General features: G+C 68.8%; 11 protein-coding genes. 8 read left to right on the top strand and 3 right to left on the bottom strand.

Going from position 1 to position 12,403, the window contains the following annotated elements:
* The 4 genes from VLG41_RS11815 to VLG41_RS11830 form a co-directional block, all read left to right on the top strand.
* Positions 1-1,286, top strand: a 1,286-nt coding sequence (locus VLG41_RS11815) for an NAD(P)(+) transhydrogenase (Re/Si-specific) subunit beta (RefSeq protein ID WP_325349600.1), incomplete at its 5' end; no start/stop codon positions are given.
* Positions 1,287-1,347: 61 nt separating this feature from the next.
* Complete coding sequence (locus tag VLG41_RS11820; RefSeq protein ID WP_325349601.1) at positions 1,348-2,160, top strand: FkbM family methyltransferase; 813 nt, start codon at positions 1,348-1,350, stop codon at positions 2,158-2,160.
* A gap of 35 nt (positions 2,161-2,195) precedes the next feature.
* Positions 2,196-3,881 carry a long-chain-fatty-acid--CoA ligase gene (locus VLG41_RS11825; RefSeq protein ID WP_325349602.1) on the top strand — a complete coding sequence of 562 codons (1,686 nt, stop codon included), beginning with the start codon at positions 2,196-2,198 and terminating at the stop codon, positions 3,879-3,881.
* Between the two features lie 15 nt (positions 3,882-3,896).
* The gene (locus VLG41_RS11830) at positions 3,897-4,649 is read left to right on the top strand and encodes a 5'-methylthioadenosine/adenosylhomocysteine nucleosidase (protein WP_325349603.1); all 753 of its coding nucleotides are present in this window, start codon (positions 3,897-3,899) and stop codon (positions 4,647-4,649) included.
* Here the strand turns inward: VLG41_RS11830 and corA are convergent.
* The 3 genes from corA to VLG41_RS11845 form a co-directional block, all read right to left on the bottom strand.
* On the bottom strand, positions 4,641-5,627 hold the full coding sequence (gene corA / locus VLG41_RS11835; protein WP_325349604.1) for a magnesium/cobalt transporter CorA: 987 nt from the start codon (positions 5,625-5,627) through the stop codon (positions 4,641-4,643). The two genes, VLG41_RS11830 and corA, sit on opposite strands and share 9 nt — an antisense overlap.
* Before the next feature lie 194 nt (positions 5,628-5,821).
* On the bottom strand, positions 5,822-7,072 hold the full coding sequence (locus tag VLG41_RS11840) for a patatin-like phospholipase family protein (RefSeq protein ID WP_325349605.1): 1,251 nt from the start codon (positions 7,070-7,072) through the stop codon (positions 5,822-5,824).
* Positions 7,073-7,113: 41 nt separating this feature from the next.
* A complete protein-coding gene (locus VLG41_RS11845; protein WP_325349606.1) occupies positions 7,114-8,883 on the bottom strand; it encodes a hybrid sensor histidine kinase/response regulator in 1,770 nt (589 codons plus the stop codon).
* Positions 8,884-8,961: 78 nt separating this feature from the next.
* Here VLG41_RS11845 and VLG41_RS11850 point away from each other — a divergent pair, with 78 nt between their 5' ends.
* The 4 genes from VLG41_RS11850 to hprK all read left to right on the top strand — a co-directional run bounded on the left by VLG41_RS11850 (position 8,962) and on the right by hprK (position 12,388).
* On the top strand, positions 8,962-10,191 hold the full coding sequence (locus tag VLG41_RS11850; RefSeq protein ID WP_325349607.1) for an MFS transporter: 1,230 nt from the start codon (positions 8,962-8,964) through the stop codon (positions 10,189-10,191).
* Between the two features lie 210 nt (positions 10,192-10,401).
* A complete protein-coding gene (gene hpf / locus VLG41_RS11855; protein ID WP_325349608.1) occupies positions 10,402-10,731 on the top strand; it encodes a ribosome hibernation-promoting factor, HPF/YfiA family in 330 nt (109 codons plus the stop codon).
* A 143-nt stretch (positions 10,732-10,874) separates the two neighbouring features.
* Entirely contained in the window at positions 10,875-11,345 is a 471-nt protein-coding gene (locus tag VLG41_RS11860; protein ID WP_325349609.1) for a PTS sugar transporter subunit IIA, read from the top strand.
* A 92-nt stretch (positions 11,346-11,437) separates the two neighbouring features.
* Entirely contained in the window at positions 11,438-12,388 is a 951-nt protein-coding gene (hprK, locus tag VLG41_RS11865; protein WP_325349610.1) for an HPr(Ser) kinase/phosphatase, read from the top strand.
* The last annotated feature ends 15 nt before the right edge of the window (positions 12,389-12,403 follow it).

Here is a 12,403-nt window from a genome sequence, read left to right on the forward strand (position 1 = left end):
CCACTGTGGGCCTCATCTATAAGCTGGGCGCTGAGCTAGCGACAGCCGGCATAGGCTACGTCATCGTCGGCCTGCTGATCGGCGGCACCGCCGGCTCGATCATGGCCAAGCGCGTCGAGATGACCAAGATGCCGGAGCTGGTCGCCTTCATGCACAGCATGATCGGCCTGGCGGCGGTGTTCATTGCGATTGCCGCGGTGGCCGAGCCGTGGGCCTTCGGCATCACGGGTGCGGGACAACCCATTCCGGCCGGCAACCGGCTGGAGCTGTTCCTCGGTGCGGCGATCGGTGCCATCACCTTCAGCGGCTCCGTCATCGCGTTCGGCAAGCTGTCGGGCAAGTACAAGTTCCGTCTGTTCCAGGGCGCGCCGGTGGTCTTCAGCGGCCAGCACATGTTGAACCTGGTGCTCGGCATCGCCACCGTCGCGCTGGGCCTGGTGTTCATGTTCACCGAGAACTGGACGGCGTTCTTCGCGATGCTCGCGTTGAGCTTCATCCTCGGCGTGCTGATCATCATCCCCATCGGTGGCGCCGACATGCCGGTGGTGGTGTCCATGCTCAACAGCTACTCGGGCTGGGCGGCCGCGGGCATCGGCTTCAGCCTGAACAACCCGATGCTGATCATCGCGGGCAGCCTGGTGGGCAGCTCGGGCGCGATCCTGAGCTACATCATGTGCAAGGCCATGAACCGCTCGTTCATCAGCGTCATCCTGGGCGGCTTCGGCGGCGAGGCGGGCGCGGCGGCCAGCGGCGGCGTGCAGCGCACGGCCAAGAGCGGCAGCGCCGACGACGTGGCCTTCATCCTGGGCAACGCCGAGACGGTGGTCATCGTCCCGGGCTACGGGCTGGCGGTGGCGCGCGCGCAGCACGCGGTGAAGGAGCTCGCGCACAAGCTCACCGAGAAGGGCATCACGGTGAAGTACGCGATCCACCCGGTGGCCGGGCGCATGCCGGGGCACATGAACGTGCTGCTGGCCGAGGCCGAGGTGCCTTACGACCAGGTCTTCGAGATGGAAGACATCAACGGCGAGTTCGGCCAGGCCGACGTGGCGATCGTGCTGGGCGCCAACGACGTGGTGAACCCGCTGGCGCTGCAAAAGGGCAGCCCCATCTACGGCATGCCGATCCTGGAGGCCTACAAGGCCAAGACCGTGATCGTGAACAAGCGCTCCATGGCCGCCGGCTACGCCGGCCTGGACAACGAACTGTTCTACATGGACAAGACCATGATGGTCTTTGGCGACGCCAAGAAGGTGGTGGAGGACATCACCAAGGCGGTGGAGTGAGCGCCGCCGGGCCGCTCCCCAGGCGCTCGGCCCTGCAGTGCGCAGCGCGGAGGGCTACCGAATGAGCCGTCGCCCGCTCGGCGAGCGTTTGCGCAAGGCCTGGGACGATCCCCGGGCTGTGGGCGTGAAGCTGTTGCAGGGGGCCATCGACAGCCTGCGGGGCTACTCCTACGACTTCGACAAGAACGGCGAACGCCGCCTCCTGGAGGTGCTGTCGGCCCTGCCGGTGCACACGGTGTTCGACGTTGGCGCCAACGTGGGTGACTGGTCGCTGGCGGCGGCGCGGGCGCTGCCGGCGGCCGATATCCATTGCTTCGAACTCTCGCCGCGCACCTTCGAGACCTTGAGCGCGCGCGTGCAGGGGCCGCGCTTTCACCTCAACAACTGCGGCATGGGCCGCGAGAGTGGCAGCGTCAGCTTCAAGGACTACGGCGAGAACTCCACGGTCAACACCCTGCTGACCACGGCCACCTACCACGACGCCCGCCTGAGCGCTGTCACCTCCACGGCGCGCATTGTCAGCGGCGACGACTATTGTCGCGAGCGCGGCATCGAGGCCATCGACCTGCTCAAGATCGACGTGGAAGGCGCCGACCATTGGGTGCTTGAAGGCTTTGCGCCGCAGTTGCGCGCGAAGGCCATCCGCGTGGTGCAGTTCGAGTACGGCTACACGCACGGCGACGCGAAGTTCCTCATGCGCGACTTCCATGAGCTGTTCGCGGGCCACGGCTACAGTGTGGGCCGGCTGACGCGCCGCGGCGTGGCCTTCGCGCCCTGGAACTACAAGATGAACGACTTTCGCTCCGGCCCCAACTACGTGGCGGTGCGGCAAGACGACGCCGAGGCCATCCGACTGCTCGAACGCTTCCACTGACAAGATCCAAGATCCGCTGACACAGGAGACATCGCATGCCGACCGCCACCGCCGACCGCCCCTGGCTCGCCGCCTACCCCGACGGCGTGCCCGCCGACATCGACGTGAACCAGTACCCCTCGCTGGTGCACCTGATGGAGGAGAGCTTCCGCCGCTTCGGTGATCGCACGGCCTACAGCTTCATGGGCAAGGACGTGAGCTTCGCGCAGACCGACGCGCTGTCGCAGGCCTTTGCGGCCTACCTGCAGGGGCTGGGCCTGGTCAAGGGCGATCGCGTGGCGATCATGATGCCCAACGTGCCGCAGTACCCGGTGGTGGTCGCGGCCATCCTGCGCGCAGGGCTGGTGGTGGTCAACGTGAACCCGCTCTACACCGCGCGCGAGCTGGAGCACCAGCTCAAGGACTCCGGGTCCAAGGCCATCGTCATCATCGAGAATTTCGCGCGCACGCTGGAGCAGTGCATCGCGGCCACGCCGGTGAAGCACGTGGTGCTCGCGGCCATGGGCGACCTGCTCGGTTTCCTCAAGGGCGGCCTCGTCAACTACGTGGTGCGCAATGTGAAGAAGATGGTGCCGCCCTTCAACCTGCCGCAGGCGGTGCGCTTCAACGACGCCATCGCACGCGGCGCGCGCAGCGCGCTCAAGAAGCCCGAGATCAAGGCCGACGACATGGCCGTGCTGCAGTACACCGGCGGCACCACGGGCGTGAGCAAGGGCGCGGTGCTCCTGCACCGCAACATCGTCGCCAACGTGCTGCAGTCCGAGGCCTGGAACGACCCGGTGATGCAGAAGGTGCCAGCCGGCGAGCAGCCCACCTGCGTGTGCGCACTGCCGCTGTACCACATCTTCGCGTTCACCGTGAACATGATGCTGAGCCTGCGCGTGGGCGGCAAGACCATCCTCATCCCCAACCCGCGCGACCTGCCCGCGGTGCTGAAGGAGCTGAGCAAGCACCGCTTCCACAGCTTCCCGGCGGTGAACACCTTGTTCAATGGCCTGGCCAACCACCCCGACTTCAACACCGTGGACTGGAGCCACCTGAAGGTCTCCGTGGGCGGCGGCATGGCGGTGCAGGGCGCGGTGGCCAAGCGCTGGCTCGAGAAGACCGGCTGCCCGATCTGCGAGGGCTACGGCCTGTCGGAGACCAGCCCCTCGGCGAGCTGCAACCCCACCACCAGCACCGAGTACACGGGCACCATCGGCGTGCCGCTGCCCAACACGCGCATGAAGTGCCTGGACGACGACGGCAATGAAGTGCCCGTGGGCCAACCCGGCGAGATCGCGATCCACGGTCCTCAAGTGATGGCGGGCTACTGGCAGCGCCCCGACGAGACCGCCAAGGTCATGACGGCCGATGGCTACTTCAAGAGCGGCGACATCGGCGTCATGGATTCGCGCGGCTACTTCAAGATCGTGGACCGCAAGAAGGACATGGTGCTGGTGAGTGGCTTCAACGTCTACCCGAACGAGGTGGAGGACGTGGTGGCGCAATTGGCCGGCGTGCTGGAGTGCGCGGTGGTGGGCGTGCCCGACGAGAAGACCGGCGAGGCCGTGAAGCTGGTCATCGTGAAAAAGGACCCCTCGCTCACCGAGGAGCAGGTGCGCGAGTTCTGCCGCGCCAACCTCACGGGCTACAAGCAGCCGCGCGTGATCGAGTTCCGCACCGAATTGCCCAAGACGCCGGTGGGCAAGATCCTGCGCCGCGAGCTGCGCGACAAGTGAGGAACTGAGGCGCCCATGACCCTCGCGCTGGTCAGCGCCTTGCCGGAAGAGTTGCAGGCCGTGCTGGACCTGCTGCCCGACGAGCAGCGCATCGACGTGGGCGGCCGTGGCTTCTGGCGGGGCCACCTGCACGGCCAGACGGTGGTGGCGGTGCTCTCCGGCATCGGCAAGGTGGCCGCGGCCACCACCACCGCGCTGCTGATCGAGCGCTTCGGCGCCGGCGCCATCGTGATGACCGGCGTGGCCGGTGGCATCGGTGCGGGCGTGAAGGTGGGTGACGTGGTGGTGGCGGCCGATCTGCTGCAGCACGACATGGACGCCTCGCCGATCTTTCCGCGCCACGAGGTGCCAGGCTACCGCCGCTCGCGCTTCGCGGCGGACGCGGCGTTGAGCGAGCGCCTGGCGCGGGCCTGCGAGGCGACGCTGCGCCAGGCGGCGGCCACGCTGGGCGCCGAGGCGATCGAGGCCTTTGGCCTGCACGACTCGCGTGTGCACCGTGGCCTGCTGGTCACCGGCGACCGTTTCGTCTCGCGCAGCGCCGAGAGCGAGGCCCTGCGGCGCGAGCTGCCCGAGGCGCTGGCGGTGGACATGGAGAGCGCGGCCGTGGCCCAGGTCTGCGCGGACTTCGGCGTGCCGCTGGCGGTGGTGCGAACCATCTCCGACCGCGCCGACGACGCGGCCCATGTGGACTTCCCGCGCTTCCTCACGCAGGTGGCCAGCCGCTACAGCGCGGCCATCGTCGAGCGGCTGCTCGGCGACTCAGCGTAGCCAGCCGCGCTTGCGGAAGTACAGCATCGGCACCACCGCCGACAGCACCATCAGCCCGATCGCCAGCGGGTAGCCGAAGCGCCAGTTCAGCTCGGGCATGAACTGGAAGTTCATGCCGTAGCTGCTGGCCACCAGCGTCGGCGGCAGCAGCGAGACGCTGGCCACCGAGAAGATCTTGATGATCTTGTTCTGGTTGATGTTGATGAAACCGACGGTGGCGTCCATCAGGAAGTTGATCTTGTCGAACAGGAAGGCGGTGTGGCCGTCCAGCGAGTCGAGGTCGCGCAGGATCTGGCGCGCGTCCTCGAATTGCTCGGCGCTCAGCAGCCGGCTGCGCATCATGAAGCTCACCGCGCGGCGCGTGTCCATCACGTTGCGGCGAATGCGGCCCGACATGTCCTCGTGCTGCGCGATGGCCGACAGCGCCTCGCCCAGGGCGGAGTCGCTGGCCTCGCTGGAGAGCACCTTGGCGCTCACGGTCTCGAGGTCGTCGTAGATGTTCTCCAGGGTGTCGGCGCAGTACTCGGCGTCGGCGTCGAACAGCATCAGCAGCACGTCCTTGGCGTCGTCGATCAGGCCGGGCATGCGCCGCGCGCGCATGCGCAGCAGCCGGAACACGGGCACGTCCTCGTCGTGGATGGAGAACAGCACGCCCCGGCTCTTGAGGGTGTCGTTGTGTTCGTTGAGGATGAAGGCCACGCGCACCGCGCGCGGGTCGTCGTCGTCGTCGATGAGGAAGTCGCTGCGCACGTGCAGCTCGCCGTTGTCCTCCTCGAAGAAGCGCGCCGACTCCTCGATGTCCTCGTCCATCGCGTCTTCGGGGATCGACAGGCCGAAGTGCTGCTTGACCCAGCGCCGCTCCTCGGGCGTGGGGTCTTCGAGGTCGACCCAGATGGGCTTGAACTTCGCGAGTTCTTCCAGGGACTCGATTTCTTCCTGGAAGAGGCGGCCGTTGGCCAGGGTGAAGACGTTGAGCATGGCGCGCTCCTGCGTGTCGAGAACGGTCTGGCGGTGGCCGGGGGACCCGGCCGGCGGGTTCGGTGGCGCTTTCAGCCAGCCGCCCGTCCAGGCCGCAGCGGCAAGGCGCTGCTCAGACGGTCGCGGAGAGGGCTGAAAGCACACGACTGGGGGGTGTGCTGTCCATCAAGGGCTCCGTGTGAAAACGGGGGCGATTATCGCACCGGGTCCGCGGCGGCGGTCTCGCCGGCAGGGGTCAGAAAGGCCTTCAATTCGTCCTGCCGCCGCCAGGCGTCGTGTTCGCCCAGGGCCATCAGCGCCTGCACGAAGCCGGGCTCGAAGAGCAGGTAGCTGGCCAGGGCGGCGGCGCTCGCGTTGGCGCCGCGCCGCGTATCGAGTGCGCCCAGGCCGATGAGGGTGTGGCGCGTGGTCACGGGCAGCTCGTTCACGTGCTTGAGCGCGAGTTCGTCGAGCGACACGCTGGGCTGGATGGCCATCACCTCCACCGGGTGGTAGGGCAGCAGGGCCGACACCTCCGGTGGCAGGCGCGCGAGCGTCTGGCTCACGCGCATGGTCTGTTCCACGTCGGCCTGCAGGGTGTCGTGGAACACGCTGGCCATGGCGTGGCCGGCGACGGTGCCCGCCGTGAGGTCGGCGGTGTCGTGTCGCCCGGCGAGGCCGGCGCGCTGCGGCTGGCCCACGCCGACGACCAGGATGCGGCGCGCGCCGAACTGGATGGCCGGCGACAGCGGCGAGAGCTGGCGCATGGAGCCGTCGCCGAAGTGCTCGCGGTGCCCGCTCACCCACAGCGGCACGGCGGGGAACAGGAAGGGGATGGCGCTGGAGGCCATGAGGTGCTCGATGGTGATGGGCTGGAACTCGGCGCGCCGCCCGGGCCGGTGCCAGGCCGGCACGGTGCTGTCGGCGCGGGTCTGGCAGAAGGTCCAGTGCTCGCCGGTGGAATAGCTCGAGGCGGTCACGCCCAGCACGTCGATCGCGCCGAGTTCCAGCGCCGTCTCCAGCCCCTGCAAGTGGATGTGCCGGTGCAGGGTGTTCACCAGCGGCAGGGTGTCGAGCAGGGCGCGGTGGCGCTTGACCTGGCGCGCCAGCGTCCAGCCCGCCAGCACCCGGCTGGCGCGCACCCAGGTCGGCGCTTCCAGCCGGTACACGTGCTCGGAGCGCAGCCTCAGCCAGAACTCGCCGAGCGCGGGCAGCGCGGCCGCGCCGTCGCCCGCGCGGCAGGCCAGGAAGCTGGCGTTGAGGGCGCCGGCCGAGGTGCCGAACAGCCAGCGGAAGGGGAAGGCCGTGGCGCTGCCGGGCAGCATGGCCGCCACGGCCTTGAGCACCCCCGCCTGGTAGGCGGTGCGCGCGCCGCCACCCATGAGCACGAGGGCGCAACCGTCGGCCGGGGCCGCGCCCAGGTCGCGCAGCTGGATGCTGTGGCTGAGGACGGTGTCGAGCGACATGCGGGTTGGCGTGTTGGGTGATGCCGTGGCCCGTGACGCTATCACGCCGGGCGGGCGCCGGTGGGTGTGGGGTTGCCGTCGATGAAGCGCTGCAGGCGGTCAGGGTCCACGGGTTTGTGCAGGCCCGTCAGGCCTGCGGCGCAAATGGACGCGAGCGCCTCGGGCCCCGTGTCGCCCGTGACGACGGCCAGGCGGATGCGCGGACCGAGCCGCTCGCGCAGGCGCTCGGCGACCTGCAGCCCATGCTCGTCGCTGGCCAGGTGCAGGTCGATCAGGGCGAGTTCGGGCGCCGCGCCCGCGTCGAGGTGGGCCAGCGCCTCGTTCAGGGTGCCCGCGAGCAGCGGTTCGTGGCCCCAGCCGCGCAGCAGGTAGGACATGGCGGAGAGGATCTGCTCGTCGTTGTCCACCACCAGCACCTGGCGGGGCCGTGACAGCGCCGCCTCGAGCCGCAGGGCGGCACCGTCCGGCGCGGCGGCGGTGGCCAGGGGCAGTTCGATCGCGAACACCGATCCGCGGCCTGGGCGCGAACGCACGCGCAGGGGGCTGCCCAGCAGTTCGGCCGAGCGCTTGACGATGGCCAGGCCAAGGCCGAAGCCGCGCGACTGGCTGGCATCGCGCTGGCCGCCTTGGGCCTGGAAGAACTCATCGGTGATGCGGGGCAGGTCCTCGGTGGAAATGCCGATGCCGCTGTCCCAGACCTCCAGCCGCACGCGATCGCCGCGGCGTCGCGCGGCCAGCAGCACGCCACCACGCTCGGTGTAGCGCACCGCGTTGCTCGCCAGGTTGCTCAGGATGGTGTGCAGGATGGCGGGATCGGTCTGCACGACGAGCGCGGCGTGGTCGTGCACGCGCAGCTTCAGGCCCTTGGTCAGGGCCTGTTGCGCCACCTCATCGGACACCTTGTGCAGCAGCGCGTGCAGGTTCACCGGCTGCGGGCTGGGTTGCAGCGCTCCGGCGTCCAGCCGCGACATGTCGAGCAGGCGGTTGAGCAATTGGGCCATGGTGTCCAGCGCGGCCTGCAGGCGCTCGGCGATGTTGCCCACCACGCGCGGGCTCACCGTGGGCTGGGTGGCGAGCGCCTTGAGGGCCGGCACGAACAGGCTCATGGCGTGGATGGGCTGGCGCAGGTCGTGGCTGGCCGTGGCGAGGAAGCGGGTCTTGGCCAGGTTGGCCGTGGCCGCGCGCTCGTTCTCCACGGTGAGCTGCGCCACCAGCGATTCGTTCTCGAAGCGCAGCCGCAGGGCGTCTTCGATCGCGCGCGCAATGCGCAAGGCGAACAGCTCGGCCATCACGAGGTAGACCAGCGTGAGCGCACCCAGGGTGGCCAGCGAGCCCTGCCCCGACCACAGGCAGCGCGCCGCGAAGGGCAGGACGCAGGGCAGGGCGAAGGCCAGGTGCGCGGGAAAGAACGGCCCCAGCGACTGGGTGGCGCTCGACAGGATGGACATGAGCACGATGGCCACGATGGCCAGCATGAGCGGTTGATCGGGTGTGAAGAACAGCCAGGCCAGCGCGCCCCAGCACAGGCCGGCGAGCGCCGAGGCGAGCACGAACGCGGGGGCCCAGCGCTGGGGTGTGTCGCCCGCGGCGCGGCGGAACCGGCGCAGAAGGCCCAGGCGCGCCGCGCACAGCAGCACCATGGCCGCCAGCCAGCCGGCCACGGGCCACAGCGCCTGCCCGTTGGCCCACAGCAGCGCGGCCGCACCCGCGGCCAGGATGAGCGTGCCCACGACCAGCGCGGGCACGTTGTTCGCGAGCAGCCGAACCTGCTCGCCGCGCAAACGCTCGCCCGGCGCAAGGGAATGTTCCATTCGCGCGAGCATAGGGGCGCCTCAGCGGGGATATGAGCGATCGGCGACACTCGGCCCCCCTGATTCGATCACCGCTCCGTGACCACTCCCATCACGTTCAGTCCCTCGCGCGAACGCTGGCTGCTGCTGACCGTGGCCGGCATCCAGTTCACCCACATCCTGGACTTCATGATCATGATGCCGCTGGGGCCGCAGTTCACGCGGCTCTTCGGCATCAGCGACGCGCAGTTCGGGCTGCTCGTCTCGGCCTACACCCTGTCGGCGGGCGCCTCGGGCCTGCTGGCGGCCACCTACGTCGACCGCTTCGATCGCCGCACCCTGCTGCTGTGGCTCTACGCCCTGTTCGCCCTGGCCACGCTGGCTTGCGGCCTCGCGCCGGGCTACGGTTTCCTCATGGGCGCGCGCATCGCGGCGGGCGTTTTCGGCGGCGTGCTCTCGGCGCTGGCCCAGACCATCGTGGCCGACGTGGTGCCCTTCGAACGGCGCGGCCGCGCCATGGGCGTCGTCATGTCGGCCTTCTCCTTCTCCACGGTGGCCGGTGTGCCCCTGGGCCTGTGGCTGGCCAGCGCGCTGGGCTGGCACGCCACCTTCATCGCCATCGCGCTGCTGTGCGTGGTGTTCCTGGTGGGCGCCACGCTCACCCTGCCTCCGTTGCGCGGGCACCTGCAGACCGGCTCGCCCGCCGTCTGGCGTGGCCTGGTCGAGGTGCTGGCCGGGCGCAACCACTGGCGCGCCTTCGCCATGTCGGCGCTCATGATGTTCACGGGCTTCACGGTGATTCCCTTCATCACCATCTACATGCAGGCCAACGTGGGCCTAAGCGACGCCGACATCCCGTTGCTGTACCTGGTGGGCGGGGCGGTCACGCTGCTCACGGCGCGCTGGGTCGGCCGTTTGACCGATCGGCACGGCAAGGTGCCCACCTTCAGCCGCCTGGCGCTGCTGGTGGTGCTGCCCCTCATGGCCACCACGCTGGCGCCGCCCCTGCCGTTGTGGGCGGCGCTAATCGTGTCCACCGGCTTCTTCGCGATCATGTCGGGCCGCATGATTCCCGGCATGGCCATCCTCACCTCGGCCGCCGAGCCGCGCCTGCGCGGCACGTTCATGGTGCTCAACGCCTCGGTGCAGTCGGCGGCCATGGGCCTGGCCTCGCTCGTCGGCGGTCTCATCATCGCGCGCGACGCCGCCGGTCGGGTCGAACACTACTGGGTGGCGGGCCTCATCGGCGTGGCGGCCAGCCTCGCCAGCATCGCCATGGCCCGGCGCCTGCATCTGCATGGCGCGCCCGGTCCGAGCCGTCAGTCCTGAGAAGGTGTGAGTCGTGCGCCTTTGGCGGACGGCTCGACCGCGCCGGGCGCTCACATCTTTTGACGCTGGTCAGATCGTCACGATTTCTGACGCTTTCGGCTTGCGTGGGCCGGGCATCGTCGGCATAGTGGGTCGCAAGCCATCCCGTGGTCGCCGGATGGCCTTGCCCCCGGCGGCCTGTGTCAACCCGGAGCAATTGGAGGCTCACTCATGAACCTGACGATCAACGGTCACGACCTCGAGGTCACCCCCGCCCTGCGCGGCTACGTCACCAGCAAGCTCGAACGCATTTCCCGACACTTCGATCAGGTCGTCGATGTCCGGGTGCTGTTGAAAGTGGACAACCTCAAGGAAAAAGACCTGCGGCAACGCGCGGAATGCAACATCCACGTCAAAGGCCGCGACCTGTTCGCCGAGAGTGCCCACGCCGATCTGTACGCCGCCGTTGACGAGCTTGCCGACAAGCTCGACCGCCAGGTGCTCCGTTACAAGACCAAGACCCAGGACCACAACCACGAAGCCGTTAAACGCCTGATGTGAAAACGGTCACAACCCGCGCCGTTCGTGGGTTTGCGACCGTGCTGCATTGCAACAAGCCGCTTGAGTTGTCAAGCGGCTTTTTTGTCTTTTTCATCTAGGCGTGGGAGATCAGAAGCGCATAATTCGCGCCCGAAAGGGCCCCCATGAACCGACTGTCTGCCATATTGCCCGCCGCGCAGGTGCTCGTCAGCGTTGACGCCACCAGCAAGAAGCGCGCCTTCGAGGAAGCGGGCCTGTTGTTCGAAACCCTGCACGGCCTCAACCGCGCCCTCATCACCGACAGCCTCTTCGCGCGCGAGCGCCTGGGCTCCACCGGCCTGGGCCATGGCGTGGCCATTCCGCACGGTCGCATCAAGGGCCTCAAGCAGCCGCTGGCCGCGGTGTTCCAGCTGGACAGTGCCATCGGGTTCGATGCCCCCGACGAGCAGCCGGTGCAACTCATGATCTTCCTGCTGGTGCCCGAGGCGGCCACGCAGAAGCACCTGGAAATCCTCTCGGAAATCGCCGAGCTGCTCAGCGACAGCGCCCTGCGCGAGCGCATGAAGGGCTCGACCGACGCCGCCGCGTTGCACGGCCTGATCGCCAACTGGCAGTCGGCGCACGCCGCGGCCTGAACCTTGAGCCCCCACGCTCCGCCGTTGCACGGGTCGCTGCCCCCCGAGGGGGCTGATCGGCCTTGGGGCGGCCCGGCGGCCGATCTTCCCGCATGAAGCCGACCGTCGTCAGCGCCGACGTCCTCTTCGAGGACCACCGGGACACGCTGAAGTGGCAGTGGATCGCGGGCCTGGGCGCCTCCGAGCGCCGCTTCGACGAGGTGGCGATCCGCGCGGCGCGTTCGGGCGCCGACCTGGTCGGCTACCTCAACTACATCCACCCGTACCGCCTGCAGGTCATCGGCGAGCGTGAGGTCGCCTACCTCACCAGCCCCAGCGTCGAGGACAACCGCCGCCGCGTGGCGCGCATCGTGACGCTGGAGCCGCCGGTGCTGGTGGTGGCCGACGACAAGCCCGCGCCCGACGAACTGCTCGCCATGTGCGAGCGCGCCCAGATCCCGATGTTCGCGACCCACGAGTCCGCGGCCTTCGTGATCGACGTGCTGCGCGCCTACCTCTCGCGCCACTTCGCCGACCGCGCCACCATGCATGGCGTGTTCATGGACATCCTGGGCATGGGGGTGCTGATCACCGGCGAATCGGGCCTGGGCAAGAGCGAGCTGGGGCTGGAGCTCATCTCGCGCGGCCACGGCCTGGTGGCCGACGACGCGGTGGACCTGTACCGCATCAACCAGACCAGCGTGGAAGGCCGCTGCCCCGAGCTGCTGCAGAACCTGCTGGAGGTGCGCGGCATCGGCCTGCTGGACATCAAGGCCATCTTTGGCGAGACCGCGGTGCGCCGCAAGATGCGGCTGCAGCTCATCGTGCACCTGGTGCGCCGCGAGACCATGGAGCGCGACTACGAGCGCATGCCCTACGAGCCGCTGTACCAGGATGTGTTGGGTGTGCCCGTTCGCAAGGCGGTGATCCAGGTGGTGGCGGGTCGCAACATCGCCGTGCTGGTCGAGGCCGCAGTGCGCAACACCATCCTGCAGTTGCGCGGCATCGACACCTACCAGGAATTCGTGCAGCGCCACCGCGCCGCGATGTCACGGGAAGAGTAGCCCAGGCCGGCGCCG

The sequence above is a fragment of the Hydrogenophaga sp. genome (assembly GCF_035481345.1).
Classification (GTDB): domain Bacteria; phylum Pseudomonadota; class Gammaproteobacteria; order Burkholderiales; family Burkholderiaceae_C; genus Hydrogenophaga.